The organism is Micromonospora sp. NPDC050397, assembly GCF_044901685.1.
Classification (GTDB): domain Bacteria; phylum Actinomycetota; class Actinomycetes; order Mycobacteriales; family Micromonosporaceae; genus Micromonospora_G.
Genome location: NZ_JBJDPS010000014.1, coordinates 38,135 through 61,401 on the forward strand (window position 1 = coordinate 38,135; position 23,267 = coordinate 61,401).

Here is a 23,267-nt window from a genome sequence, read left to right on the forward strand (position 1 = left end):
ACGCACGAACACCGGGTCGCGCGAAGTCCCCCTGCGGCTCAGCCGCCCAGCAGGTAGTCCCGACGGGGTTGCCAGCGTGCCTCACCGCTGTGCGAGAAGAGGGTGAAGCCGCGTACCTCGACCAGCGCCTCGAAGCCGGCGAGGTCCCGGTACACCCGGTCCAGCTCGGCCGGGTCCACGTCGTGGGCCACCGTGACATGCGGGTGGTACGGGAACCGGGTCTCCCGCCGCAGGCCGGGGGCCTGGTTGATTGCCTCGGCCAGCAGCTCGCACTCGCTGATCCCGGCCGCCACCGCCACGAAGACCACCTCGGTGATCGGGCGGAACGTACCGGTGCCCCGCAGGTGCAGGGTGTAGGACGGATGGCTGGTGGCGACCTTGTCCAGGTGTGCCTCGATCGCCGGCAGATGTTCCGGTGCGATCTCGGTCGGCCCGAGCAGGGTCAGGTGCGCCGGCACGTACGCCGCCTGTGGATCCCCCGCCTCGGCGCGACGCCGGGTGAGCAACTCGCCCCACGGCTCGGGGATGTCCACCGCCACCCCGATCCGGGTCGGGGTGCTGCCGGTCTGCTGCGACCCGTCCGTCCGAACCACGCTCCGCTCCCACGTCACCGGCGCCGGACGCCGGTGGTCGCTCATCCTCGCCGGCTCGACCCCGGCCGGTTCCCGCCGGACCGCCGGCTCGACGCCGACGGGTTCCCGCCGGACCGCCGGCCGGTCGTGCCGCACCGCAGGCTAGTCATGCCGGGCGGCGGGCAGGAAGCCGATCCGGTCGTACGCCGTGGCGAGCGTGGCCGACGCGACCGCCCGTGCCTTCTCCGCGCCGATCGCCAGCAGCTTGTCCAACTGTGCCGGATCGTCGAGGTACGCCCGGGTACGTTGCTGAATCGGCGTGACGAACTCGGTCACCACCGAGGCGAGGTCCTTCTTCAGGTCCCCGTACCCCTTGCCCTCGTACGCCGCGACCAGGTCCTCGATACCACGGCCGGTGAGCGCGGCGTAGATGGTGAGCAGGTTGGAGATCCCGGGCTTCTCGGTCGGGTCGAAAATGACCTCGCGGCCGGTGTCGGTGACCGCGGACCTGATTTTCTTCGCCGACTTCGCCGGGTCGTCCAGCAACTCGATCAGACCGGCCGGCGACGACGCCGACTTGGACATCTTCGCGCTCGGGTCCTGCAGGTCGACGATCTTCGCGGTGTCCCGCACGATGTACGCCGACGGCACGGTGAAGGTGCCACCGAAGAGGGTGTTGAACCGCTGCGCCAGGTCACGAGTCAACTCCAGGTGCTGGCGCTGGTCCTCGCCGACCGGGACCGCGTCCGCCTGGTAGAGCAGGATGTCCGCAGCCTGCAAGATCGGGTACGTGAACAGCCCGACGCTGGACCGCTCGGCCCCCTGCTTGGCCGACTTGTCCTTGAACTGCGTCATCCGGCTCGCCTCGCCGAACCCGGTGATGCAGCTCAGCAGCCAGGCGAGTTGGGCGTGCTCCGGCACCTGCGACTGGACGAACAGGGTGCACCGCTCCGGATCCAGCCCGACCGCGAGTAACTGCGCCGCCGCGACCCGGGTCCGCTGGCGCAGCACCGCCGGGTCGTGCCCGGCCGTGATCGCGTGCAGGTCCACCACGCAGTAGAACGTGTCGTGCGTCTCCTGCATCGCCACCCAGTTGCGGACCGCGCCCAGGTAGTTGCCCAGGTGGAACGAGTCGGCGGTGGGCTGGATGCCGGAGAGCACCCTGGGTCGCGCGGGAACGTCGGACATGCCGGCAATTCTGACAGCAAGCCCGGACCCGCGTCATGACGGCCCTGTGCCAAGTCGCCCTCACGACCGAACCCGCCCCGTGACGCCGCGCGCCGACTCCACCGGCGGCCGCTGCCGTACCCGGCCGGCCGGCGGGGTGGACCGCGTCGGCCGGCGGGGTGGACCGCGTCGCGCGGGAACCGGACGGAGCGGTCGGGACTCGTACGCTGGAGGATTGGAAGGGCGGGCGATCGAGTGCGCGACCAGCACGGCCGTGGCGAGACCAGGGCGGAGACGTCGATCGGCGAGCTTTACCAAGCCTGCTACCGACGCCTGGTCACGCAGGTCTACGCGTTCACCGTCGACCTGACCGAGGCGCAGGACGTGGTGCAGGAGGCGTTCGCCCGGGCGTTGGCCAGACCGCGCGGCCTCGACGACGTGGACAACCCCGAGGCGTGGCTGCGCACCGTGGCGGTGAACGTGGTCCGTCGACGGTGGCGGCGACGGCAACTGCTCGACACCATCCTGCGCCGGGACCGACCGGTGCTGCGGCTGGTCGAGGCGGCGCCCGGACCGGAGCGGACCGACCTGCGGGAGGCGATGGCCGACCTTCCGGTCGGCTACCGGGAGGTGCTGGTGCTGCACTACTTCGCCGACCTGCCGGTTGACGAGGTGGCCGAGGTGCTCGGGGTGGCGGTCGGGACGGTCAAGTCGCGGCTGCACCGGGGCCGGGCCGCAATCGCCGCCCGGCTCGGCGACTACCGCGACCCGGTCGACCCGCCCGGTGTCCCGACCGTTGACCCACCCGGTGTCCCGACCGTCGACCCGCCCGGTGTCCCGATCGTTGACCCAGGCGGGTCGGCCCGGGCGGCCGAGCCGGACCCCGCCGGGTCCCGGCCGATCGTCCCCCGAACCGAGACCGCCGCCGGCAGTACCGGCAGCACCGAGGTGACCCATGCCTGAGTCCCGACCCACCCCCGTCCCGCTCGACGATCGGCTGGCCCGCGGCCGGAGCGACCTGCTGGACCGGATCGAGCAGCCGCCGCTGGACCGAATCCGGCACCTGGCGGCACGCCGCCGGCGGCACGGTCGCACCCTGGGTACCGGTGCGCTCGCCGCCGTGGCGGTCACCCTCACCCTTTTGGTTCGACCGTGGACCGGCGGTGCCGGCCCGGCGCCCGCGCCACCGGTCGCCGCCGACCCGACCGGCGGACCGATCTACGGCGACGCCGGGATCATCATCAACGGGCTGACCGGGCCGGTGACGGACGTCCCCGGCACCATCACCGACGTCGAGTTCACCGACCCGGACCACGGTTATCTGCTCGCCGAGTGCGGCGAGGGGGCGACCTGCCCGGCCAGCGTGGCCCGGACCGAGGACGGCGGCGTGAACTGGCAGGTCACCGAGCTGCCCGACGCCACCCGGGGCCGTACCGACCTGGATCTGCTCGCCTTTCCGGACGGGCGGCTGGCGGTCGCCGGGGGGACGAGCTACGTCTCCACCGACGGTGGGCGTACGTGGCAGTTGGGTGGACGGGCGAAGCCCCTCGGGCCGCAGCCGGGCGACCGGCCGGTCCGCCAGCCCGGGTCGCGGGGTGCCGACGGCTGCGGCTACGGGGTGTCGATCTGGCACCCCGACGCCCCCGTCGAACTCGGTCCGGTCGACACCCTCGGGATCAGCGTCTGCTGGGTGGCCTCGGACGCCACCGCCGACGGGGGTTGGTGGATCGGCGGGACCCGCGATGGTCAGGCGGTCGCCGCGGTCAGCCGGGACGGCGGCGGGACCTGGACCGAGACGACCCTCGGACCGGCCGCCGGGCCGGCGCGGGTCCAGGTGGCGGTGCTCGGCGGGCGGGCGTACGCGGTGGTGACCAGTCCGGACGGCGAAATCCGTGGCTTCTTCCACTCCGTTGACGCTGGCCGGACCTTCACCCCGGTCGCGGCCGGGCCACCGGCGGGCGGGCCGGGCCACCTCGCCGGTGAGCTGGTGCCGCTGTTCGACGGCCGGCTGCTGGTGGCCGGGGCGGACAACCGCTGGTACGTCAGCTCCGACGACGGCGCCAGCTTCGGCCGAGCCGCCGGCAACCTGCCCACGGTGGGACGGTTGGCGCGTACGAACAGCGGTTACGTCGCGTACCAGTTGTTCAGCAACGGTTGGGTGGCGTACTCGGTGGACGGGGCGACCTGGCGCAAGCTCCAGATCCGCTGACCCGGCCCGTACCCGCCAGCCCGCCCCGCCTCGGCCCGACCCGACTCGGCCCGCCGCGACTCGGCCGGACTCCGCCCGACCGGGCTCAGCCGGCGCGGCGCTGGCCGGGCAGGTGGGCCGGGCAGATCGCGATCCGGGACACCCGGCGGCCGTCGAGGGCGAGTACCCGCAGCAGCCAGCCGTCGTCCTCCACGACCCGCCCCGCCCCGTCGTCGACCGGGACGCCACCCGCCCGGTCGGCGTCGCCGGGAATCCGGGCCGTGCCGCCGGCACCGGCCGGATCGGCGGTGACCCGCACCTCGTCGCCGGGGGTGGGAAGCCGCCCCAGCGCGGCCATCACGAACCCGCCCACGGTCTCGTACGGGCCGTCGGGCAGTGCGAACCCGGCCCGCTCGGCGAAGTCGGCGAGGTTGAGCCGGCCGTCGACCACGGCGGGCACGCCCGCCGGCAGCGGCTCCGGGGCGGCGTCGTACTCGTCGTGGATCTCGCCGACCAGCTCCTCGATCAGGTCTTCCAGGGTGATGATGCCGGCGGTGCCGCCGTACTCGTCGACCACCACCGCCAGGTGCTGCCGCTCCCGGCGCATCTCGGTCAGCGCGGCGAGCACCCGCTTGCTGCCGGGTAGCTGTTTGACCTCGCGGGTCAGGTCACGGATGGTGACCCGGCCGTCGTGGTCGGGCCGGAGCAGCACGTCGCGCAGGTGGACGAAGCCGATCACGTCGTCGTGCGGCAGGTCGACCACCGGGTAGCGGGTGTGTGTCTCCGCCCGGACCAGCTTGTCCGCCTCGTCGAGGGTGAGCCGGGCGTTGAGGAACACCACCTCGGTACGGGGCACCATCACCTCCCGGACCAGGCTCGCCCCGGCCACCAGCACCTCGTCGATGATCCGGCGTTCGACCGGGTCGAGCACGGTGTTCGCGGCGACCAGGTCCCGCAGCTCGGACTCGCTGATCCGTTCCCGCCCGGAGGTCGGGCTCGCCCCCAGCATGGAGGTGACCATCCGGGTGGCGGCGTCGGCCGCGCGGACGACCACCCGGGCCAGCCCCCGGGCGACCGGGCCCGGTTGTCTGGTAGGACGCCCCGGCGGTCTGCGCCGGGGCCCGGTACTGCCGGATACCCGCATGTCAGTGATGGTAGACACCGTCCGGGTACACGGTGGGGACATGGCGTCCGGCGAGTGGCATGTTCGACTCTGTTGGATAATGATTGAACGTGATGGGACCGCACAGGCGTCACCCAGCTCCGGCGACGCCCGTAATCTGTCCCGCACACCCCCGGGGTCCTCGCGTGCGCGGCGCACACACCCCGGCGGTCGGAGTCAGGGAGGGCACACCACGTGAAACTGCTCGTCACCGGCGGCGCGGGCTACATCGGCAGCATCGTCACCCGGCTACTGATCGATGCCGGACACCAGGTGGTCGTCCTGGACGACCTGCGTACGGGCCACGTCGAGGCGCTCGCCCCCGAGGCGACCTTCGTCCAGGCCCGGATCCACGACGCCGCCCAGGTGCTCACCCCGGACGCGGGCTTCGACGGGGTGCTGCACTTCGCGGCACTGATCGCGGCCGGCGAGTCGATGGTCCGACCGGAGATCTACTGGGAGAACAACACCGTCGGCTCGCTCGCCCTGATCGACGCGGTACGCGCCGCGGGCGTACCGCGGTTCGTCTTCTCCTCCACCGCCGCCGTCTACGGCAACCCGACCGAGCTGCCGATCACCGAGAACGCGGTCAAGGCACCGACCAACACGTACGGTGCCACCAAGCTCGCCGTCGACATGGCCCTCACCTCCGAGGCGATCGCGCACCAGCTCGGCGCGGTCTCGCTGCGCTACTTCAACGTGGCCGGGGCGTACATCCGCCCGGACCGGGCGCTCGGCGAGCGGCACGACCCGGAGAGCCACCTGATCCCGATCGCGCTGGAGGTCGCCGCCGGCCGCCGGGAGAAGCTGCAACTCTTCGGCGACGACTACCCGACGGCCGACGGCACCTGCGTCCGCGACTACATCCACATCGAGGACCTGGCCCGCGCCCACCTGCTCGCGCTCGACGCCGCCACCCCGGGCGAGCACCGGGTCTACAACCTGGGCAACGGCAACGGGTTCTCCAACCGGCAGGTGGTCGAGGTGGTCCGCGAGGTCACCGGCCACCCGCTGCCGGTCGAGATGGCCCCGCGCCGCGAGGGTGACCCGGCGGCCCTGGTCGCCTCCTCCGAGCGGGCCCGGACCGAACTCGGTTGGGTGCCGGCCAAGCCGACCCTGGCCGACATGGTCACCGACGCCTGGAGCTTCTACCGCTCCCACATCCTCACCGAGCCCGCCGAATGAGCGGCGAGGACCAGCACCGGGCCGCAGCGGACGTCGCGGCCCGCGCCACCGACGGCTTCACCTCGCAGTACGGCGACCCGCCCGCCGGCCGCTGGGCCGCCCCGGGCCGGGTCAACCTGATCGGCGAGCACACCGACTACAACGACGGCTACGTACTGCCGTTCGCCCTGCCGCAACAGACCGTCGTCGCCGCCACCGCCACAGGTGGACCCGGCTGGACGGTCTGGTCCGAGCAGTCCGGCGAGCGGATCGAGTTCGGCCCGGACGACGTGACCGAGCCGGGCACGGTCAAGGGCTGGGGCGCGTACGTCGCCGGCACCGTCTGGGCACTGCGCGACGCCGGTTTCGACGTGCCCGGTGCCCGGTTGGCGATCGCCTCCGAGGTGCCGCTCGGCGCCGGGCTCTCCTCCTCCGCCGCGCTGGAGTCGGCGGTGCTCACCGCGCTGGCCGACCTCGGCGGGCTGGACCTGCCGGTGGACGACCGGCCCGGACTGGCCCAACGGGCGGAGAACGCGTACGTCGGCATCCCGTCGGGGATCATGGACCAGTCCGCGTCGATCCGCTGCCGGGCCGGGCACGCTCTCTTCCTGGACTGCCGGTCGCTGGCGGTGGAGCAGATCCCGTTCGACCTCGACTCGGCCGGGCTGGCCGTGCTCGTGGTGGACAGCCAGGCGCCGCACCAGCACGTCAGCGGCGAGTACCGGGCCCGCCGCGCGGCCTGCGAGGCGGGCGCCCGGGCGCTCGGCGTACCGGCGCTGCGGGACGTGGCCGGCGACGAACTCGACGCCGCCCTGGCCCGGCTCGACGACCCGATGATCCGGCGCCGGGTACGGCACGTCGTCACCGAGGACCAGCGGGTGCTGGACACCGTCGACCTGCTCCGCGCCGGTCGGGTACGCGAGATCGGCCCACTGCTGACCGCCTCGCACGTCTCGATGCGCGACGACTTCGAGATCACCGTGCCGGAGGTCGACGTGGCGGTCGAGGCAGCCCTCTCCGCCGGGGCCTACGGCGCCCGGATGACGGGTGGCGGTTTCGGCGGCTGCGTACTGGCCCTGGTCGACGCCGACCAGGCGGACAACGTGGCGACCGAGGTGACCAGGGCGTACGCCGAACGGGGCTTCACCGCCCCCCGCTCCTGGCTCGCACTCCCCGCCTCCGGCGCCCACCGCCTCCCCTGAAGTGCAAGGAAGGGCCCCTTGTTAACGCATAGCGTTAACAAGGGGCCCTTCCTTGCACTTCAGGCGGCGTCGACGATCATCCCGGCGGCGACCGTACGGTTGGTCGTCTCGTCGATCAGGATGAAGCCTCCGGTGGTGCGGTTGCGCCGGTACTCGTCGGCGAGCAACGGCACCGTGGTACGCAGCCGCACCCGGCCGATCTCGTTGAGTCCCAACTCGGTGGCGGACTCGTCCCGGTGCAACGAGTTCACGTCGAGCCGGTAGTGCAGCCCGCGTACGACCGTCCGGGCCGTCCGGGTGGTGTGCTTGATCGCGTACTTGGCGCCGGTGCGCAGCGGGAGGCTCTCGTCCATCCAGCAGATCATCGCCTCGATGTCCTGGGCCACCGTCGGCGCGTTGTTCGGACGGCAGATCAGGTCACCCCGGGAGATGTCGATCTCGTCGGCCAGCCGGACCGTCACCGACATCGGCGGGAAAGCCTCGGCGACCGGCCCGTCGGCGGTCTCGATCCCGGCGATCCGGCTGGTGAGACCGGACGGCAGCACCATCACCTCGTCACCCGGCTTGAGTACGCCGGAGGCGACCTGCCCGGCGTAACCCCGGTAGTCGGTCACCGTGGTCGACTGCGGCCGGATCACGTACTGCACCGGGAACCGGACGTCGACCAGGTTCCGGTCCGAGGCGATGTGCACCCGCTCCAGGTGGTGCAGCAGCGACGGCCCCTCGTACCAAGGTGTGTGCTCGGACCGGCTGACGATGTTGTCACCGTGCAGCGCCGAGATCGGCACCACGGTCAGGTCCGGCACCTCCAGCTTGGCCGCGAACGCGGTGAACTCGTCCGAGATTCGCTCGAACACCTCCTGCGACCAGTCCACCAGGTCCATCTTGTTCACGCAGAGGACCAGGTGCGGCACTCGCAGCAGGGAGCAGAGGAACGCGTGCCGGCGGGACTGCTCGACCAGCCCCTTGCGGGCGTCGACCAGGATCAGCGCCAGGTCGGCCGTTGACGCGCCGGTGACCATGTTCCGGGTGTACTGGATGTGCCCGGGGGTGTCGGCGATGATGAACTTTCGCCGGGGGGTGGCGAAGTAGCGGTACGCCACGTCGATGGTGATGCCCTGCTCCCGCTCGGCCCGCAGGCCGTCGGTGAGCAACGCCAGGTTCGTGTACTCGTCGCCCCGGGCCGCGCTGACCGCCTCGACCGCGGCCAACTGGTCGGTGAAGAGCGACTTGGTGTCGTAGAGCAGCCGCCCGATCAGGGTCGACTTGCCGTCGTCCACACTGCCCGCGGTGGCGAACCGCAACAGGTCCATCGCCCGGCCCTCGACCGGCCCGCTCTCGGCGACCACGGTGACGCTCATCAGAAGTAGCCTTCCCGCTTGCGGTCTTCCATGGCGGCCTCGCTCACCCGGTCGTCGCCCCGGGTCGCCCCGCGCTCGGTGATCCGGGTCGCGGCGACCTCCTCGATCACCAACTCCACCGTGTCGGCCTCGGAGAGCACCGCCGCGGTGCACGAGGCGTCGCCGACCGTGCGGTAGCGGACCCGGGCCACGTACGGCTTCTCCGCCCCCCGGGGCTGGATGAACTCGTTCACCGCGTACAGCATGCCGTCGCGCTCGATCACCTCACGCTGGTGCGCGTAGTAGATCGACGGCAGCGCGAGCGCCTCCCGCGCGATGTAGTGCCAGATGTCCAGCTCGGTCCAGTTGGAGAGCGGGAACACCCGGATCGACTCGCCCGGGTGGTGCCGACCGTTGTAGAGCGACCAGAGCTCGGGGCGCTGGTTCTTCGGGTCCCACTGGCCGAAGTCGTCCCGGAAGCTGAACACCCGCTCCTTGGCCCGGGCCTTCTCCTCGTCCCGCCGGGCGCCGCCGAAAAGCGCGTCGAACCGGTACTTCTCCACCGCCGCCAGCAGCACCGGGGTCTGGATCCGGTTGCGCGTGCCGTCGGCCGCCTCCCGGACCAGGCCGGACTCCAGCGCCTCCGGCACGCTCGCCACCACCAGTTGCAGGCCGAGTTCACGCACGCGCCGGTCCCGGTACTCCAGCACCTCGGCGAAGTTGTGCCCGGTGTCGACGTGCATCACCGGGAACGGGATCCGGGCCGGGGCGAACGCCTTCTGCGCCAGCCGGAGCATGACGATCGAATCCTTGCCCCCGGAGAACAGCAGGACCGGGCGTTCCAGCTCGGCCACCACCTCGCGGATGACGAAGATGCTCTCGGCTTCGAGTGCGTCCAGATGCGACACCCTGTACGCCGCCGTGCCGCTCATGTGGTGCGCCCGCTGCGTCCGCCGCCCATGCGCATTCCAGACCTTTCCGGTCGGTTGGCTCCAGGAGTCTGGGCCTACGTTACCCGTAGATGCCGCCGCAACGCCGCGAGCAGCCGGGTACCAAGATCTTTCCGGCACACCACCAGATCCGGCAAGCGCGGATCAGCCTCGTTGTATTTCAGCGCAGAACCGTCGATTCGGGAAGCGTGCAAACCGGTGGCCGTCGCCACAGCCACCGGTGCCGCCGAATCCCACTCGTACTGGCCACCCGCGTGCACGTACGCGTCGACCTCACCGCTGATCACCGCGGCGATCTTCGCGCCGGCCGACCCCATCGGCACCAGCTCCGCGCCGACCTCGTCGGCCACCTCGGTCAGGAAGGCCGGCGGCCGGCTCCGGCTCGCCGCCAACCGGATCGTCCGCCCACCCGGCGAGGTCGCCGCCAACAAGGTCATCGGCGGGTACGCCGGCGGATGGTCGGTGCCGAGCACCCGATGCTGGGCGGGCAACGCCACCGCCCCACCGACCAGCCCGTGCCCGGCCGCCGCCCGCGCCCAGAGCGCCACGTGCACCGCCCAGTCGGACCGGCCCTCCTCGGAGAACTCCCGGGTCCCGTCCAACGGATCGATGATCCACACCCGGTCGGCGGTCAACCTCGGCGGCGCCGCCGGCCCCAGCTCCGTCGACCAGGCCCGACGTGCCCCCTCGTCCTCCTCGGACAGCACCGCGTCCGCCGGCCGCCAACGGGCCAGTTCGGTACGGAGCAGATCGTGCGAGACCTTGTCACCGGCCGCCTTCAACGCCCCCGGATCCGCGTGCCCCATCTCGGCCCGCAACTCCATCAACGCGTCCCCGGCCCGCGCGGCCAACCAGCGCGCGAAGGCGCCGTCGATCACCGGCGGGGTGGCCATCAGCGCGCTCCCCCGGTCGGGGCGACCCGAGCCACCACACCACGAACGATCACACTGACCGCCTCCTCAGCCGACGGAACCCGCGTCCCGGACCCTGTCCGGCACCCTACCGCCGACCCGACCGGCCTCAGGCGCTGTGGTACGCGTTCTGGGTCCACTCCAGCCCCCGGACGATCACCGACTCCACCACGTCGGCGGCCCGGTCGACCTGGAACTCCAACTCCTTGCGCTCCACGGTCGAGAAGTCCGAGAGCACGTAGTCCGCCGGGTCCTGCCGGCCCGGCGGCCGACCGATCCCGACCCGGACCCGGAGATACTCCTTCGTCCCCAACGACTTCGACATCGACCGCAGCCCGTTGTGGCCGCCCTCGCCGCCACCGATCTTCACCCGGAGCTGCCCGTACGGAATGTCCAGCTCGTCGTGGACCGCGACCACCTGCGCCGCCGGGACCTTGAAGAACTGGGCCAGCGCCGCCACCGGACCACCAGAGAGATTCATGTACGTCAACGGCTTCGCCAGCACCAGCTTCGGCCCGCCGAACCCGAGCCGCCCCTCGGCGACATCCGCCACCGCGCGCTTGTGCCGACCGAACTTCCCACCCACCCGGGAGGCGAGCAGGTCCGCGACCATGAAGCCGACATTGTGCCGGTTGCCGGCGTACTCCCGACCGGGGTTACCCAGCCCGACCACCAACCACGGATACGCCTCGTCCGACACACCTGTCTCCCTGCGCTCCACCGGTACGGAACAGGCGCCCCCGACCCGGTCGGGGGCGCCTGTGTCACGACAACGCTCAGGCCTGGGCCGAAGCCCCAGCCTGCTCGCCCTCGGTCGCCTCGGCGGTCTCGCCCTCGGCGGCTTCCTCGCCCTCGGCAGCCTCCTCGGCCTCCTCGGCCGGAGCCTCCTCGACCACCCCGGCACCCTCGGCCTCGAGCTGCTCGGCGGTCGGCGCGGCGGTGATCACCACGAGCACCGAAGCCGGGTCCGCCACCAGTTCCGCGCCCTGCGGCAGCTTCACGTCGGCGGCGGTGACCTGCGAGCCGGCCTCCAGGCCCTCGATCGAGACCTCCAGGTGATCCGGCAGCCGGGTCGCGTCCGCGCTCACCGCGAGGGTGTCGTGCTCGTGCATCACCAGGGTGTCGCGGGCCGGCTCGCCGACGAGCTGCACCGGAACCTCGACCGTGACCTTCTCGCCCCGCCGGACCAGGAGCAGGTCGACGTGCTCGAAGGTGTCCTTGATCGGGTCACGCTGGATCGCCTTCGGCAGCGCGAGCGCCTGGGAACCGTCGCTCACCTCGATCGCGAAGAGCTGGTTCGCGCCACCACGGCGGATCGCCGCGGCGAACTCACGCGCCGGAAGCGCGATGTGCTTGGGGGCCTCGCCGTGGCCATACAGCACGGCTGGCACCTTGCCGGCCCGACGGGTACGACGGGCACCACCCTTGCCGAACTCGGTACGGGGTTCGGCGCTGATCTTTACCTCGGACACGGGGAAACTCCTGATATCGTCGCTACGGCGGAACGTCGGCTGGCGGTGCTGGGGCGAGGGGCTCGCTGGGGCTCTGCGTGCAGAGCACTCCCCGGAGCACCGCGTCGATGACGGGCCCTCCGTGCGGCGCTTCTGTCAGCGGCCCGCTGGGCACCCTCGCCGTGGCAACCGCACTATTCTACCCGAGGTCCCACGAAGCATTCAGCCGGTACCCCAGGTAACCACGCCCGAGTGTCACCACCACCCGGGACCGCCCGGAAAGCACCCCCGCGGCACCCGGTGACGAGCCGCCCGGCAGCGCCGGCACGTCCCCCACCGGGAGCACCCGCGACCGCGCCTAGCTGAGACCGCCGAAGAGCGTGGTCACCGAACCGTCGTCGAAGACCTCGCGGATCGCCCGCGCCAGCAACGGCGCGATCGACAGTACGGTGATCTTGTCCAACTGCTTCTCCGCCGGCAACGGCAGCGTGTTGGTCACGATCACCTCACTGATCCGGCTGTTCTTCAACCGCTCCGTCGCCGGGTCGGAGAGAAGCGCGTGGGTCGAGGCGACGATCACGTCCGAGGCACCCGAGTCGTACAGGATGTCCGCCGCCTTGCGGATCGTGCCACCCGTGTCGATCATGTCGTCGACGATCAGGCAGACCCGGTCCTCCACGTCACCGACCACCCGGTTGGCCACCACCTGGTTCGGCTTGAGCGGGTCACGGGTCTTGTGGATGAACGCCAACGGGCAACCACCCAGCCGGTCCGTCCACCGCTCCGCCACCCGGACCCGACCCGAATCCGGCGCCACCACGGTCATCGGCCGTCCGGCGTACTGGCGCTCGACGTACTCGGCCAGGATGTCCATCGCGAACAGGTGATCCACCGGCCCGTCGAAGAAACCCTGAATCTGTGCCGTGTGCAGGTCCACGGTGAGGATCCGGTTCGCACCCGCCGTCTTCAACAGGTCCGCCACCAGCCGGGCCGAGATCGGCTCCCGCCCCCGGTGCTTCTTGTCCTGCCGCGCGTACGGATAGAACGGCAGGACGACCGTGATCCGCTTCGCCGAGCCGCGCTTCAGCGCGTCGACCATGATCAGGGTCTCCATCACCCAACGGTTCACCCCGTGGGTCACGGACTGGACGACAAACGCGTCCGAACCACGCACCGACTCCTTGAACCGTACGAAGATCTCGCCGTTGGCGAACTCGTAGGAGTCCGAGGGGGTCGGCGCCACCCCGAGTACCTCGCCGATTTCCTTCGCCAACTCGGGGAAGCCCCGCCCGGAGAAGAGCATCAGGCTCTTGCGGTTTTCGGCGACGATGCTGCCCATCGGCTCGTCTGCTCCCGTTGGTCGGTGGTGCCTGGCGGTGGACCAGGGACTATTCGGTTGCAGTATCTCCCTTGGCCGGGCCGGCGCCACCCGCATCGGTCGTCGCGTGGATTGCCTCACCCTGGCTTGCGCTGCCGCCGCCGAGCCGTGTGTCCTCCGCCGACCCGTCCTGCGCCCTCGGCGCCCCGGCCTGGGCCCGCTCCGCCGCCTCCGCCGAGCGGGTCCCGGCCCGACGACGGGCGACCCAACCCTCGATGTTGCGCTGCCTGCCCCGGGCCACCCCCAGCGCCCCCGGCGGCACGTCCTTGTCGATCGCGCTCCCCGCCGCGACGTACGCCCCGGCCCCCACCTCGACCGGGGCGATCAGGGTCGTGTCACAGCCGACGAAGGCCGCCTCACCCACCGTCGTACGGTGCTTGGCCACCCCGTCGTAGTTGACCACGACCGTCGCCGCGCCGATGTTCGCCCGCGCGCCGATCGAGGCGTCACCCACGTACGACAGGTGCGGCACCTTGGCGCCCGCCCCGACGTCGGAGTTCTTCACCTCCACGAACGTACCGACCTTTGCCTGCTCGGCAAGTCGGGCGGCCGGGCGCAGGTAGGCGTAGGGACCGACGCTCGCCCGGGGACCGATCTCCGCGCTCACCGCGTGGCTGCGAAGCACCGTCGCCCCGGCGCCGACGGCCGTGTCGATCAGGGTCACGTCCGGGCCGACAACGGCCTCCGCCCCGACCGTGGTCACCCCGCGAAGTTGGGTGTTCTGGTCCACCACCGCGTCCCGGTCGAGCGTCACCGTGACGTCGATCCAGGTGGTCGCCGGGTCGAGCAGCGTCACCCCGGCCCGCATCCAGGCCGTGTTCACCCGGTCCCGCAGCAGCGTACGGAGACTCGCGAGTTCGACCCGGTCGTTGCAGCCGAGGGTCTCGGTGGCGTCGGCGGCCACGTGCACGCCCACCGGCTCACCGGTCGCGACCAGCAGGCCGAAGACGTCGGTGAGGTACTCCTCGCCCTGGTCGTTGTCGGTCGACAGCTTGCCGAGGGTGTCCCGCAGCCGGGCCGCGTCGAAGGCGTAGATGCCGGCGTTGATCTCGCGAATCGCGCGCTGGGCCGGGCTCGCGTCACGCTCCTCGACGATCTGCTCCAGCCGCCCCGCCTCGTCCCGGACGATCCGCCCCAGGCCGGTCGGGTCGCCGACCTCGGCGGCGAGCACGGTCGCGGCGGCGCCGGCCGACTCGTGCGCCTCCACCAGTGCCTTGACCGTCTCGGGACGGAGCAACGGCGCGTCGCCGTTGATCACGATCACGGTGCCTGCCTGGTCCGGTACGGCGTCCAGCGCGATCCGTACGGCGTGGCCGGTGCCCCGCTGCTCGGCCTGGAGGACCGGGCTGGCGTCCGGCGCCACCTCGGTCAGGTGCCCGGAGACCTGGTCCGCGCCGTGGCCGACCACGACCAGCGTACGGTCGGCGGCGAGCGGCGCGGCGGCCGCCAGCACGTGACCGAGCAGGGTACGGCCGAGCAGTGGGTGCAGGACCTTGGGCAGTGCCGACTTCATCCGCTTGCCCTCACCAGCGGCGAGGACGACGATCGTGCGGACGCGGGGCTGGGACACGAGGAAGCTCCCGTCAGAGCGGTTGGCAGTCTGCGGCCCCATGCTAACCGCGTACCGGGGACCGGTCGCCGGGTTCCCCCAGACCGAATAAATCGGACCTAAGGGGACAGCTCGGCCGCCAGGGTTCGAACCTGAAATACGGGTACCAAAGACCCGGGTGTTGCCAATTACACCACGGCCGAAGGTAAAGCAGTGTCAGCGTAGCGCCTCCGCCGAGACCTCACCGAATCGCTTCAGTGCCTGTGCGGCGAGCGCCCTGTTGACGCCTTCGATCCTCCAGTACAGTTCCCTGCTCCCCGGCACGTCAATCACCATGCAGCCACGGTATGTCGCACCTGTGTTGCGCCGGTTCGTGGTTGACCGGTGCCGCTTCAGGGTGGGCGCCCGCACCCGCTCGGCGGGGATGCCCAGGGTCTCGATCCACCAGGACGTCACCGCCTCGACGTCCGCCGACTCGTGAATGCTCACCCGGTAGCTGGGCGTAGCGCGATCCACCCCGCACGACTCCAGGAACCACAGGAAGAGCGCCACCAGCCCGGGGTCGCTGTTGGTGAAGGTCAGACGGTCGTTGCGCCGCCACGGCTTCGACTTGCTCCCCTCGCACCAGTAGACGGCCGCACCGAGCAGCAGCAGATCCCGTTCGTCGAGCGAGCCGACCCGGTCGAGCTCGTCCGCGTGTACCGCCGCCTGCCGCTCGTCCCGCTCCCGCCGATGCTCCGCCCAACGGGCGTCGGTCATCCGCCGCGAGTGAGCCTGCCGCACACGGATCCGCTCCGAGTCGGGGTCCAGCGGCAGGTGCCGCACCCACTGGTACGCGGTCGACTTGGCGACCCCGAGCTCGGTCGCGATGTCGGTGACCGACCAACCCTCTCCCCGCAACCGGAGCGCTTCGGCGCGCAGGTCGTCCTTGGCGTTCGGGCGCCGGGTCCACTCGGGCGGCGGGACGCCGCGCAGCAGGTCGTACAACCGGTCCTTGCCGATGCCGAGACGGGCCCGGATCTGGGCCAGGGAAAGGCCTTCGGCGGTACGCAGCCGCCGCGCCTCGGCGGCCAGTTCGTCGCTCATGGACGGGGTGCCGAATCGCTCATGAGCAGCACGTTAGGACAGACGTACGACACGTTTTGTCAAGACCCCGTAGGGAACTCCCAGGATCTCACCCATGGCGACTTACGGTGCCGTAAGTTACGGTGACGTAGGCGTAACTTCGTGATCTCATCCCCGTCCCACTCATCGAGGTGCCATGTCGACCACCCTGACCGAACCACCCGCCGCGACCGCCGACAGAGGCCCCAAGCCGCTCACCGAGGGCAAGCAGCCGGTGGGCATCCTGATCGCCCTCTGGTCCTTCGTGATCATCCCGTTCATCGCCCTCCTCGCCGCCGTGCCGGTGGCCTGGGGCGGCTGGCTGACCTGGACCGACATCGCGATCGGCGCGGTCTGGTACGTGGTCGCCGGGCTCGGTATCACGGTCGGCTTCCACCGCTATTTCACCCACGGCTCGTTCAAGGCCAAGCGGTGGCTCCGGGTGACCCTCGCGGTGGCGGGTTCGTTCGCGGTCCAGGGCAACATCACCCAGTGGGTGGCCGACCACCGCCGCCACCACGCCTTCTCCGACGTCGAGGGCGACCCGCACTCGCCGTGGCGGTTCGGCGAGAGCGTCTGGGGGCTGACCAAGGGCCTCTTCTTCGCCCACATGGGTTGGCTCTTCCACCGCGAGCTCTCCAACCGGGCGCGGTTCGCGCCGGACCTGCTGGCGGACAAGGACATCAGCCGGGTCGACCGGCTCTTCCCGCTGCTGGTGACCATCTCGTTGCTCACCCCGGCGGCGATCGGTGGTCTGGTGACCTGGTCCTGGCAGGGCGCGCTGACCGCGTTCTTCTGGGCCGGGCTGGTCCGGGTCGGGCTGCTGCACCACGTGACCTGGTCGATCAACTCGGTCTGTCACGTCTACGGTGAGCGTCCGTTCGAGGTGCGTCAGGGTGACAAGGCGTCTAACTTCTGGCCGCTGGCGGTCCTTTCCTTCGGGGAGAGTTGGCACAACCTGCACCACGCCGACCCGACCTGCGCCCGGCACGGGGTGCTGCGCGGCCAGGTGGACATCTCGGCCCGGGTGATCTGGGCTTTCGAGAAGGTCGGTGCGGCGTTTGACGTACGTTGGCCGAAGCCGGAACGGATCGCGGCGAAACTGGTTAAACCGGCCGCTTCCCAGTGACCGTGCCGCGCCGGAGCGCTTCCCCGGTGGCGCCACCTGGCAGGATGGCCGGGTGACAGATAGCCCGAGCACGAGCGGGGGCAACGGGCGGGGGCGACCGCCGACGGCGCCGGCCAAGCCGAATTCCCGGGTACGGATGTCCGCGGCGCAGCGCCGTGAGCAATTGATTTCCATCGGGCGACAGATCTTCGCCGAGCGCGGTTTTGATGCCACCTCCATCGAGGAGGTGGCATCGCGCGCGAAGGTCTCCAAGCCGGTGGTCTACGAGCATTTCGGTGGCAAGGAGGGCCTCTACGCGGTTGTCGTCGACCGGGAGGTCCGGGCGTTGCTGGACCGGGTGGCGACCGCGCTGACGGCCGGTCATCCCCGGGAGTTGCTGGAGCAGGCCGCGTTGGCCCTGCTCGGTTACATCGAGGAGGAGACCAGCGGGTTCCGGGTGCTGGTCCGGGAGTCGCCGGTGATGTCGGCGACGGGGAATTTCAGCAGCGTGCTCAACGACGTGGCACACCAGGTGGAGCACATTCTGGGGGCGGAGTTCAAGAGCCGTGGTTACGACCCGAAGCTGGCCGAGTTGTACGCGCAGGCGTTGGTCGGCATGGTGGCTCTGACCGGCCGCTGGTGGCTGGAGGTGCGCAAGCCGCGCAAGGAGACGGTGGCGGCGCATCTGGTCAACCTGGCCTGGCACGGGCTTTCGCACCTGGAGGCGAAGCCGACGTTGCTGACCCGTCGGGGTCGCTGATCGGGTGTCATCCAATCCCGGCTCGGCGGGGCGGGGCAGACCGGGGCAGGCGACGTACCGGAGCGGGCGACGTACCGGGTCAGCCGGGTGAGGTCTCGGACGACGCGGCCCGCCGGTAGCGCCGCTCCTCCGCGGCGTGCTCCGGCGGCCCGACCTTGTCGTAGAGGCCGGTGGCGAGCATCACCAGGCCGAAGATCATCGAGACCACGACCGTGGCGATGGAGAAGTTGAGGATGTTGGCGTCGGTCTGGAGCACGGTCAGCATGACGAGTCCGACGACCAGGAAGACCACCCCGGCGGTCAGGTTCATGAAGTGGCCGAGGTTGCCGCGTTGAATCGCACCGATGATGATGACGATCCCGAAGAGGATCGACACCAGCGAGAAGGCCAGGTTGGTACGGAGTCCGAGGGCGTAGTCGCCGCTGCGGCCGAAGAGGTCCTCGCCGGCGGTCTCGACCAGGCCGAAGATCCCGAAGATCAGGATGTAGAGCCCGACGAGCCCGGAGAGGACCCGGTAGAGCGGGCGCGCCGGGTGGTTGATGGGGATGTGTGCCATCGACCTCTCCTCCCGTACGGGTGATGATTCTTCCGAATTGTCACCCAGGTCGGGGAGGCGTTTCCGGGGAACGCGGATCAGGGCCGTCCGATGCGGCCCCGATTCCCGGCGCGGAACCCGCTCAGAGCACCAGTCGGCCGTCCCGCCAGGCCCGTGCCTCGTCCTCGGAGCCGACCCGGCCGTACATGCCGGCCATCAGCAGCACCAGCCCGAGGAACATGGTGACCACGACCCCGGCGACGGTGAAGTTCAGGTAGTTGGCGTCGGTCCGGATGACCGCGAGGCCGGCCAGCGACACCACCATCAGCAGGTAGCCGAACCACTTGTTGACCGCGGCGTCGACGTTGCGGCCGACGCCGGTGGCGATCAGGGTGATCAGGCCGAGCACCGCGGCGAGCGCCGAGTGGCCGAGGTTGGTCCCCTGCCCCAGCACGGTGGTGGTCTGGTCCTGGACGAACAGTTCGCTGCCGCTGGTCTCGATGAGCCCGAGGACACCGAAGATGACCAGGTAGAGGCCGGTCAGTCCACCGATCGCGCGGTAGATCGGCCGCGCGGGGTGGTTGACGGGGTTGTGGGCCATAGTCGTAACTCTCCAACGCCGTTCCGGTGAGGGTCGTCAACGATTGTCCCGCATGCGTGGGTGTGACGCCGCACACGCCCGGCCGCGTGCCGTCCTGGTCCTCCTCGGGTGACCCGCCGGACCGCCCGGCGGTGCGCCTCAGTTCCCGGGGACCTGCTCGGCGAGGGCGAGCCAGGTCTCCTCAATCTGTTCGCGTTCGGCTCGTACCGTGCGCAGTTGGCCGTCCAGTTCGGCGACCTTGGCGTAGTCGGTGGCGTGCTCGGCGAGCTGGTCGTGCAGCGCGGCCTCGCGCTGTTCGAGCTTTCCGATCTGCCGTTCCAGCTTGCTCAGTTCCTTCTTGGCCAGTCGTACCTCGGCGGCGCTGAGCGTGGCGGGACCCTCGGCGGCGGCCCGACCGTTGTCGCCGGGGGCGGGGGTGGCCGCCGAGGCGCCGGTCGCGGCGGTCCGGCCCTGGCCGGAGGCGGCCCGGGTGAGGTATTCGTCGATGCCGCCGGGAAGGTGGACCAGACGGCCGTCGCCGAACATGCCGTAGACCACGTCGGTGACCCGCTCGATCAGGTACCGGTCGTGGCTGGCCACGATGACCGTGCCGGGCCAGGAGTCGAGCAGGTCCTCGAGTGCGGCGAGGGTGTCGGTGTCCAGGTCGTTGGTGGGTTCGTCGAACAGGAGCACGTTCGGCTCGGCGGCGAGCAGCCGCAGCATCTGCAACCGGCGGCGTTCGCCTCCGGAGAGGTCGCCGACCGGGGTCCAGAGTCGACGGTCGTCGAAGCCGAACACCTCGGCGAGTTGGCTGGCGGCGAGTTCGCGGTCGCCGAGCACCACCCGGCGGGCCACCTCCTCGACCGCTTCCAGCACCCGGAGCTGGTTGGGCAGTTCGGAGAGTTCCTGGGAGAGGAAGGCCGGGCGTACGGTCGAGCCGATAGTGATCCGTCCGGCCTCGGGTTCGCGTACCCCGGCGAGCAGGCGCAGCAGCGTGGTCTTGCCGGCCCCGTTGGCGCCGACGATGGCGATCCGGTCACCGGGTCCGACCTGCCAGGTGAGGTCGTCCAGGATCAGTTTCGGACCGGCCTTGAGGGTGACGTCCGCCAGGTCGTACACCTGCTTGCCGAGCCGGGAGGTGGCCATCCGTTGCAGCGACATGGTGTCGCGCGGCGGTGGCACGTCGGCGATCAGCGCGTTCGCCGCGTCGATCCGGAACTGGGGCTTGGAGGTCCGGGCCGGCGGGCCCCGGCGCAGCCAGGCGATCTCCTTGCGGAGCAGGTTCTGCCGGCGGGCCTCGGTGGCGGCGGCGACCCGTTCCCGTTCCGCCCGGGCCAGCGTCCAGGCGGCGAAGCCGCCCTCGTAGGCCCGTACGGTCTGGTCGGCGACCTCCCAGGTGGTGGTGCAGACGGCGTCGAGGAACCAGCGGTCGTGGGTGACGACGACCAGTGCGCCCCGGCGGCCGACCAGGTGCCGGGCCAGCCAGTCGACCCCGGCGACGTCGAGGTGGTTGGTCGGCTCGTCCAGGATGAGCAGGTCGGCGGTGCGGACCAGCAGGGCGGCGAGCGCGACCCGTCGCCGTTCGCCGCCGGACATCGGTCCGACCGGCTGGTCGAGCCCGAGGTACGGCATGCCGAGCCCGTCGAGAATGGCTCGTACGCCAGCGTCGCCGGCCCACTCGTGCTCGGCGCCCATGCTCTGGTCGAGCCAGGCGGTGCCGAGCACCACGTCCCGTACGGTCGCGTCGGCGTCCAGGTTGAGCGTCTGTGGCAGCCAGGCGACCCGCAGGTCTCGGCGGTGGGTGACCCGGCCGTTGTCCGGTTCCTCGATCTTGGTGAGCAGCCGGAGCAGGGTCGACTTGCCGGCCCCGTTGAGCCCGACCACACCGATCCGGTCGGTGTCGTCGAGGCCGAGGGACACGTCGGTGAGCAGTTGCCCGGCCGCGCCATAGCCCTTGGACGCCCGGTCCAGGTTGACGATGTTGGCCACGAGCCCACCTTTCATGATCAAAGGCGCCCCGGGGCCGGTCTGACCGGCACGAGGGGACGCCTGGAGTGTGTCAAGCCTACGCGGGTGGGGTGCCCGTCGGCCGGTCAGATCACCCGGGCGCCGGGAACCGGGCCGGTGGCCGGTCAGATCACCCGGGCGCCGGGAACCGGGCCGGTGGCGGTGCGGGCGGCCCGGCAGACCCCGGCGGCTTCCAGCTCGTCGGCGATCCGGGCGGCGCTGTTGCCGTCGGCGGCGAGGAAGACGCAGGTGGGGCCGGAGCCGGAGACCATGCCGGCGAGCGCCCCGGCGGCCTCGCCGGCCTTCAGGGTGGCGGCCAGGGCCGGGCGCAGCGACAGGGCGGCGGCCTGGAGGTCGTTGCCGAGATTCGCGGCGAGCACGGACGGGTTGCGCTGGCGGAGCGCGGCGAGCAGCCCGTCCGCCAGGGGCAGTGGGGGTGGGGCGGCGCCGTCGGCCCGCAGCCGGTCGAGTTCGCGGTAGGCGGCGGGGGTGGAGATGCCCCCGTCGGCGATCGCGACCACCCAGTGCCAGGTGGTGGGTCGGGCCAGTACCGGGCTGACCGTCTCGCCGCGCCCGGTGCCAAGTGCGGTGCCGCCGTAGACCAGGAAGGGCACGTCGGAGCCGAGGTCGGCGGCGATCAGGGCGAGCTGGTCGCGGGAGAGGTTGGTGCCCCAGAGGGTGTCGCAGGCGACCAGGGCGGCGGCGGCGTCGGCGCTGCCACCGGCGAGCCCGGCGGCGAGCGGGATCTGCTTGCGCAGGTGCAGCCGGGCGTGGGCGGGGACCCCGGCCCGGTCGGCGAGGGCGCGGGCGGCCCGGATGACCAGGTTCTCCTCGTCCAGCGCCAGCTCCCCGGTGCCCTCGCCCTCCATGGTCAGGGTGAGGGTGTCGCCACGCCGGGCGGTCAGCTCGTCGTGGAGCGCGATGGCGTGGTAGACGGTGTTGAGTTCGTGGTAGCCGTCGGGGCGCAGCGGGCCGACCCCGAGATGCAGGTTGATCTTCGCGGGGACGCGTACCTTGACCGGGCCGGTCGCTCCGCGTCGGGCCCGTTCGTCATCGTCGTCCGGCCGCCATGCCTCGGTCACCGGGCACGGCCCGGGACCCGGGACGCCACCGTCGCGGCGGCGTCGGGTGGGTACGGCACGGGCCTCGTTGCGAGCACGGGCGACAGCCTACTCGGCACGGTCCGGGGCGGCCGGGGCCGACGCGGCGATCGCGGCGAACTGCTCCACGGTGAGCGATTCGCCCCGCGCCCCGGGGTCGACGCCGGCCGCGACGAGCACCCGTTCCGCGTGGGCGGCGCCACCGGCCCAGCCGGCGAGGGCGGCGCGCAGGGTCTTGCGCCGCTGCGCGAAGGCGGCGTCCACCACGGCGAAGACCCGCTCCCGCGGTACGTCGGCGCGGGGCGGCTCGCGTCGGGTGAAGGCGACCAGGCCGGAGTCGACGTTCGGTACCGGCCAGAAGACGTTCGGCGGGACCTTGCCGGCGCCGCGCGCGTGCGCGTACCAGGCGAGTTTGACCGAGGGGATGCCGTACGTCTTGGAGCCGGGACCGGCGACCAGCCGGTCGGCGACCTCTTTCTGCACCATCACCAGCCCGGTGCGGAGGCTGGGCAGTTCGGCGAGCAGGTGCAGCACCACCGGCACGGCCACGTTGTACGGGAGGTTGGCGACCAGCGCGGTCGGCGCCGGTTCGCCCAGCGCGGCGCCGGTGGTCCGGAGCGCGTCGGCGTGGTGCACGGTGAGCCGGCCGGCCAGGTCCGGGCTCCGTTCGGCGACGGTCGCCGGCAGCGCGGCGGCCAGCGTCGGGTCGATCTCGACGACGTGTACGTGCGCGGCGGCGGTGATCAGCCCCAGGGTGAGCGAGCCGAGCCCGGGGCCGACCTCCAGCGCCACGTCGGTCGGGGTGAGGTCGGCGGCGGCGACGATGCGTCGCACCGTGTTCGGGTCGTGGACGAAGTTCTGGCCCAGTTTCTTGGTCGGCGCCACGTCGAGTCGGGCGGCCAGTTCGCGGATCTCCGCCGGGCCGAGGAGTCCGGTCATGAGGCCAGAGCCTACGGTGCGGCGCCGCACCGGCGGCCGGTACGTCGCCGACGGTGGACGCGCCACGCCGCGACCAGGGCTACCCGACCCTATTGGCGGC

The 23,267-nt window shown here is 71.5% G+C and carries 22 protein-coding genes and 1 tRNA gene; 6 read left to right on the plus strand and 17 right to left on the minus strand.

What is annotated here, in order from left to right; translation table 11 throughout:
• Window positions 1-38 precede the first annotated feature (38 nt).
• On the minus strand, window positions 39-638 hold the full coding sequence (locus tag ACI2K4_RS29900) for a 2'-5' RNA ligase family protein (RefSeq protein WP_404516288.1): 600 nt from the start codon (window positions 636-638) through the stop codon (window positions 39-41).
• Between the two features lie 96 nt (window positions 639-734).
• Complete coding sequence (gene trpS, locus ACI2K4_RS29905) at window positions 735-1,760, minus strand: tryptophan--tRNA ligase (RefSeq protein ID WP_404516166.1); 1,026 nt, start codon at window positions 1,758-1,760, stop codon at window positions 735-737.
• 234 nt (window positions 1,761-1,994) lie between these two features.
• On the opposite strand from trpS, the gene ACI2K4_RS29910 reads away from it, so the two are divergent.
• Together ACI2K4_RS29910 and ACI2K4_RS29915 are read left to right on the plus strand one after the other, a co-directional pair.
• A complete protein-coding gene (locus tag ACI2K4_RS29910) occupies window positions 1,995-2,702 on the plus strand; it encodes an RNA polymerase sigma factor (protein ID WP_404516168.1) in 708 nt (235 codons plus the stop codon).
• Complete coding sequence (locus ACI2K4_RS29915) at window positions 2,695-3,948, plus strand: WD40/YVTN/BNR-like repeat-containing protein (RefSeq protein ID WP_404516170.1); 1,254 nt, start codon at window positions 2,695-2,697, stop codon at window positions 3,946-3,948. Before ACI2K4_RS29910 ends, ACI2K4_RS29915 begins: the two co-directional genes overlap by 8 nt.
• A gap of 85 nt (window positions 3,949-4,033) precedes the next feature.
• Here the strand turns inward: ACI2K4_RS29915 and ACI2K4_RS29920 are convergent, their stop codons facing one another.
• Complete coding sequence (locus tag ACI2K4_RS29920; protein WP_404516172.1) at window positions 4,034-5,071, minus strand: hemolysin family protein; 1,038 nt, start codon at window positions 5,069-5,071, stop codon at window positions 4,034-4,036.
• A 213-nt stretch (window positions 5,072-5,284) separates the two neighbouring features.
• Between ACI2K4_RS29920 and galE the strand changes: the two genes are divergently transcribed.
• Together galE and galK are read left to right on the plus strand one after the other, a co-directional pair.
• Window positions 5,285-6,274, plus strand: coding sequence for a UDP-glucose 4-epimerase GalE (gene galE, locus ACI2K4_RS29925; RefSeq protein WP_404516174.1), 990 nt, complete (start codon window positions 5,285-5,287; stop codon window positions 6,272-6,274).
• Window positions 6,271-7,455: a galactokinase gene (gene galK / locus ACI2K4_RS29930; RefSeq protein WP_404516177.1), complete on the plus strand. Its 1,185-nt coding sequence runs from the start codon at window positions 6,271-6,273 to the stop codon at window positions 7,453-7,455. The genes galE and galK overlap by 4 nt, the downstream gene beginning before the upstream one ends.
• A gap of 59 nt (window positions 7,456-7,514) precedes the next feature.
• On the opposite strand, the gene ACI2K4_RS29935 is transcribed toward galK, so the two are convergent.
• The 9 genes from ACI2K4_RS29935 to ACI2K4_RS29975 all read right to left on the minus strand — a co-directional run bounded on the left by ACI2K4_RS29935 (window position 7,515) and on the right by ACI2K4_RS29975 (window position 16,120).
• Window positions 7,515-8,816 carry a sulfate adenylyltransferase subunit 1 gene (locus tag ACI2K4_RS29935; RefSeq protein ID WP_404516179.1) on the minus strand — a complete coding sequence of 434 codons (1,302 nt, stop codon included), beginning with the start codon at window positions 8,814-8,816 and terminating at the stop codon, window positions 7,515-7,517.
• Window positions 8,816-9,727: a sulfate adenylyltransferase subunit CysD gene (cysD, locus tag ACI2K4_RS29940; protein ID WP_404516181.1), complete on the minus strand. Its 912-nt coding sequence runs from the start codon at window positions 9,725-9,727 to the stop codon at window positions 8,816-8,818. Before cysD ends, ACI2K4_RS29935 begins: the two co-directional genes overlap by 1 nt.
• A gap of 74 nt (window positions 9,728-9,801) precedes the next feature.
• Complete coding sequence (locus ACI2K4_RS29945) at window positions 9,802-10,638, minus strand: 3'(2'),5'-bisphosphate nucleotidase CysQ (protein WP_404516183.1); 837 nt, start codon at window positions 10,636-10,638, stop codon at window positions 9,802-9,804.
• A 127-nt stretch (window positions 10,639-10,765) separates the two neighbouring features.
• Complete coding sequence (gene pth / locus ACI2K4_RS29950; RefSeq protein WP_404516185.1) at window positions 10,766-11,356, minus strand: aminoacyl-tRNA hydrolase; 591 nt, start codon at window positions 11,354-11,356, stop codon at window positions 10,766-10,768.
• Window positions 11,357-11,432: 76 nt separating this feature from the next.
• Complete coding sequence (locus ACI2K4_RS29955) at window positions 11,433-12,128, minus strand: 50S ribosomal protein L25/general stress protein Ctc (RefSeq protein ID WP_404516187.1); 696 nt, start codon at window positions 12,126-12,128, stop codon at window positions 11,433-11,435.
• Between the two features lie 337 nt (window positions 12,129-12,465).
• On the minus strand, window positions 12,466-13,446 hold the full coding sequence (locus tag ACI2K4_RS29960; RefSeq protein WP_363601916.1) for a ribose-phosphate diphosphokinase: 981 nt from the start codon (window positions 13,444-13,446) through the stop codon (window positions 12,466-12,468).
• Window positions 13,447-13,495: 49 nt separating this feature from the next.
• Window positions 13,496-15,055, minus strand: coding sequence for a bifunctional UDP-N-acetylglucosamine diphosphorylase/glucosamine-1-phosphate N-acetyltransferase GlmU (gene glmU / locus ACI2K4_RS29965; protein WP_404516189.1), 1,560 nt, complete (start codon window positions 15,053-15,055; stop codon window positions 13,496-13,498).
• A gap of 110 nt (window positions 15,056-15,165) precedes the next feature.
• Window positions 15,166-15,237: transfer RNA gene (locus ACI2K4_RS29970), tRNA-Gln, on the minus strand.
• Between the two features lie 13 nt (window positions 15,238-15,250).
• Window positions 15,251-16,120 (minus strand): helix-turn-helix domain-containing protein, encoded by an 870-nt coding sequence (locus tag ACI2K4_RS29975; protein WP_404516190.1) that lies wholly within the window; start codon window positions 16,118-16,120, stop codon window positions 15,251-15,253.
• A gap of 175 nt (window positions 16,121-16,295) precedes the next feature.
• On the opposite strand from ACI2K4_RS29975, the gene ACI2K4_RS29980 reads away from it, so the two are divergent.
• Window positions 16,296-17,267 carry an acyl-CoA desaturase gene (locus ACI2K4_RS29980; RefSeq protein WP_404516192.1) on the plus strand — a complete coding sequence of 324 codons (972 nt, stop codon included), beginning with the start codon at window positions 16,296-16,298 and terminating at the stop codon, window positions 17,265-17,267.
• 52 nt (window positions 17,268-17,319) lie between these two features.
• The gene (locus tag ACI2K4_RS29985) at window positions 17,320-18,006 is read left to right on the plus strand and encodes a TetR family transcriptional regulator (protein WP_404516194.1); all 687 of its coding nucleotides are present in this window, start codon (window positions 17,320-17,322) and stop codon (window positions 18,004-18,006) included.
• Window positions 18,007-18,085: 79 nt separating this feature from the next.
• On the opposite strand, the gene ACI2K4_RS29990 is transcribed toward ACI2K4_RS29985, so the two are convergent.
• The 5 genes from ACI2K4_RS29990 to rsmA all read right to left on the minus strand — a co-directional run bounded on the left by ACI2K4_RS29990 (window position 18,086) and on the right by rsmA (window position 23,167).
• On the minus strand, window positions 18,086-18,562 hold the full coding sequence (locus ACI2K4_RS29990) for a DUF4383 domain-containing protein (RefSeq protein WP_404516196.1): 477 nt from the start codon (window positions 18,560-18,562) through the stop codon (window positions 18,086-18,088).
• A 121-nt stretch (window positions 18,563-18,683) separates the two neighbouring features.
• Entirely contained in the window at window positions 18,684-19,142 is a 459-nt protein-coding gene (locus tag ACI2K4_RS29995; RefSeq protein ID WP_404516198.1) for a DUF4383 domain-containing protein, read from the minus strand.
• A gap of 138 nt (window positions 19,143-19,280) precedes the next feature.
• The gene (locus ACI2K4_RS30000; RefSeq protein WP_404516200.1) at window positions 19,281-21,110 is read right to left on the minus strand and encodes an ABC-F family ATP-binding cassette domain-containing protein; all 1,830 of its coding nucleotides are present in this window, start codon (window positions 21,108-21,110) and stop codon (window positions 19,281-19,283) included.
• Window positions 21,111-21,253: 143 nt separating this feature from the next.
• Window positions 21,254-22,210 carry a 4-(cytidine 5'-diphospho)-2-C-methyl-D-erythritol kinase gene (locus tag ACI2K4_RS30005; RefSeq protein ID WP_404516202.1) on the minus strand — a complete coding sequence of 319 codons (957 nt, stop codon included), beginning with the start codon at window positions 22,208-22,210 and terminating at the stop codon, window positions 21,254-21,256.
• A gap of 87 nt (window positions 22,211-22,297) precedes the next feature.
• Entirely contained in the window at window positions 22,298-23,167 is an 870-nt protein-coding gene (gene rsmA / locus ACI2K4_RS30010; protein WP_404516204.1) for a 16S rRNA (adenine(1518)-N(6)/adenine(1519)-N(6))-dimethyltransferase RsmA, read from the minus strand.
• Window positions 23,168-23,267: the final 100 nt, after the last annotated feature.

What these genes read in the sequence shown, in the direction of transcription:
- ACI2K4_RS29935 (WP_404516179.1), bottom strand. Translation starts at nt 8,816, where the DNA reads ATGAGCGTCACCGTGGTCGCCGAGAGCGGGCCGGTCGAGGGCCGGGCG.
- ACI2K4_RS29900 (WP_404516288.1), bottom strand. Translation starts at nt 638, where the DNA reads ATGAGCGACCACCGGCGTCCGGCGCCGGTGACGTGGGAGCGGAGCGTG.
- ACI2K4_RS29915 (WP_404516170.1), top strand. Translation starts at nt 2,695, where the DNA reads ATGCCTGAGTCCCGACCCACCCCCGTCCCGCTCGACGATCGGCTGGCC.
- ACI2K4_RS29920 (WP_404516172.1), bottom strand. Translation starts at nt 5,071, where the DNA reads ATGCGGGTATCCGGCAGTACCGGGCCCCGGCGCAGACCGCCGGGGCGT.
- ACI2K4_RS29960 (WP_363601916.1), bottom strand. Translation starts at nt 13,446, where the DNA reads ATGGGCAGCATCGTCGCCGAAAACCGCAAGAGCCTGATGCTCTTCTCC.
- ACI2K4_RS29980 (WP_404516192.1), top strand. Translation starts at nt 16,296, where the DNA reads ATGTCGACCACCCTGACCGAACCACCCGCCGCGACCGCCGACAGAGGC.
- galK (WP_404516177.1), top strand. Translation starts at nt 6,271, where the DNA reads ATGAGCGGCGAGGACCAGCACCGGGCCGCAGCGGACGTCGCGGCCCGC.
- ACI2K4_RS29990 (WP_404516196.1), bottom strand. Translation starts at nt 18,562, where the DNA reads ATGGCACACATCCCCATCAACCACCCGGCGCGCCCGCTCTACCGGGTC.
- ACI2K4_RS29975 (WP_404516190.1), bottom strand. Translation starts at nt 16,120, where the DNA reads ATGAGCGACGAACTGGCCGCCGAGGCGCGGCGGCTGCGTACCGCCGAA.
- cysD (WP_404516181.1), bottom strand. Translation starts at nt 9,727, where the DNA reads ATGAGCGGCACGGCGGCGTACAGGGTGTCGCATCTGGACGCACTCGAA.
- ACI2K4_RS29995 (WP_404516198.1), bottom strand. Translation starts at nt 19,142, where the DNA reads ATGGCCCACAACCCCGTCAACCACCCCGCGCGGCCGATCTACCGCGCG.
- trpS (WP_404516166.1), bottom strand. Translation starts at nt 1,760, where the DNA reads ATGTCCGACGTTCCCGCGCGACCCAGGGTGCTCTCCGGCATCCAGCCC.
- rsmA (WP_404516204.1), bottom strand. Translation starts at nt 23,167, where the DNA reads ATGACCGGACTCCTCGGCCCGGCGGAGATCCGCGAACTGGCCGCCCGA.
- ACI2K4_RS29945 (WP_404516183.1), bottom strand. Translation starts at nt 10,638, where the DNA reads ATGGCCACCCCGCCGGTGATCGACGGCGCCTTCGCGCGCTGGTTGGCC.